Consider the following 1720-nt stretch of genomic DNA (forward strand, 5'->3'; position numbering starts at 1 on the left):
CATAGGCGGTCTTGTCGTTGCTGCGGTAGATTTGCGGGCTGGTCCAACTGAGCACCTGGGTGGTGGCCAGGCGCGCCTGGTTGAGCAGCACGCCCAGGCCCATGCTCCAGCCGTTGCCCCACTGCTTTTCGGCCGAAAAGTTGCCCGACAGGCCCCGGCTGGTGAAAAGCCCGCCGCTTTGCGAGGTGTAGCGCAGGTTGCCGAAAAAGCTCAGGCTGTTGCTGGCCCAGTAGCGGCCCTGTACCCCGGCCGTGGGGTAGCGCTGGTGGCTGCCGTTGCTGCGGTCATCGGCCCAGCCCAAGGTGGTGACCAGCTCGGGGCGCATGGTCTCGCGCTGGGCGCTGATCCAGTCCTGCTCCCACTGCAGCTCGCGCCCGGTGGCGGTGCCATCACCCAGCACAATCTGCTCATTGCTGCGCAGGCTCAGGCTGAAGCGCGAGCGTGGCAGTTCGCCAAAGCGGGTCTGGTAGAAGGCATAGGCATAAAGGCTGCGCATCTTGCCATCGAGGCCGCCACCCTGGCCGTCTCCTGCATAGCGGGTTTGGTAGACGTTAAGGTTGCCGCCCAGCGCGGTTCGGCGGTCCAGCTGGTAGTGCAGATTGCCGCTCAGCCCCACGCGGGTCTGGCCCTGCTGGGCCGGCCAACTGCTGGCGCGCATGCGCTCCACATCCACCCCCGTGCCCCAGCTCATGCGGCTGGTGCTGTGGTCCATGCGCCAGTAGGCGCCCTGCGTGCCCGAGGGCAGCAGGTAGTCACCAAAATGCAGATTGGGGCGGGTCACATAGGCACCCCAGGTATGGCGGTAGCGGCCCAGCTTGGTGTCTGCCTCCAGGTACAGGCCTTGTGCGCTGCCAGATGGGGTTTGTGCCGAATCGCTGCTTGTGCTGCTGCCCAGCGCGGTCAGTCGGCCGTGCAATGCGCCGTCCTGCTGCGTGGGCGAGCCATAGCCCAGCGCCGCCGCCCAGCTGCTGACCCGCTTGCTGCCGCTGCCTGGGTCGTTCCACAGGCCGTAGTCCACGGCGGGAATATGGTTGGCCTGGTTCAGCTGCCCTGCGGCATACCAGGCGCCGCCCAGGCGCTGGGTGGCGCCCACCCAGGCGAGCGTGCCCTGGCTTTTTTCGAAGCCGGGGTAGGGGCCGCCCAGCAGGTCGCCGCGCTGGCCCATGCCGGCGCTGATGTCAAAGTCCGCGCCATAGATTCGGGTCGAGAGGCCGCGCAAGGTGCTGGTGCCCAGCATCAGGCGGTAGTTCTGGCCCAGGCCCCGGGTCAGCTCGCTGTAGCCGTCACCGATGGTGGTATCCATGCGGATGCCCGGTGTCAGGGGGATAGCCAGGTTCTGCACGGTGATGCGCTGGCTGCTCGATTGGCGCGCATAGCCCAAGGCGCCGATGCCGTTCCAGGCGTCTTGCCCGCCCTGCATGCTGCGCACATCGGCCTGGAGCAACCATTCACCATAGTTCAGCGTCTGCTGGCGGTACTGGATGCGCTGGCCCAGCTCGATGCCGCGCCTGCTGCCCAGCTCCCCATTGTCGGACTGGGCGACGCCCAGGCGGCTCTCCAGCACCCAGCTGCGCAGCCCCAGCGGCAAAGTGCTGGGGTCTAGCTCGTCGGCTTCACCGGCCCGCAGGGCCGTCAGTTCATCGGCGCTCATGAAGTTGTCCTCGTAGGCGGCGGGCGCCGCCTCCACGAGGGCGCGCAGCCGGGCTTGTTCGGCCTGGGC

The 1720-nt window shown here is 67.7% G+C and carries 1 protein-coding gene; it reads right to left on the minus strand.

What is annotated here, in order from left to right; all coding sequences use genetic code 11:
* Positions 1-1720, minus strand: a 1720-nt coding sequence (locus tag DCO45_RS23105) for a hypothetical protein (RefSeq protein WP_116927870.1), incomplete at both ends; no start/stop codon positions are given.

The organism is Comamonas sp. JNW (genome assembly GCF_003105075.1).
Lineage (GTDB): Bacteria > Pseudomonadota > Gammaproteobacteria > Burkholderiales > Burkholderiaceae_C > Comamonas > Comamonas squillarum.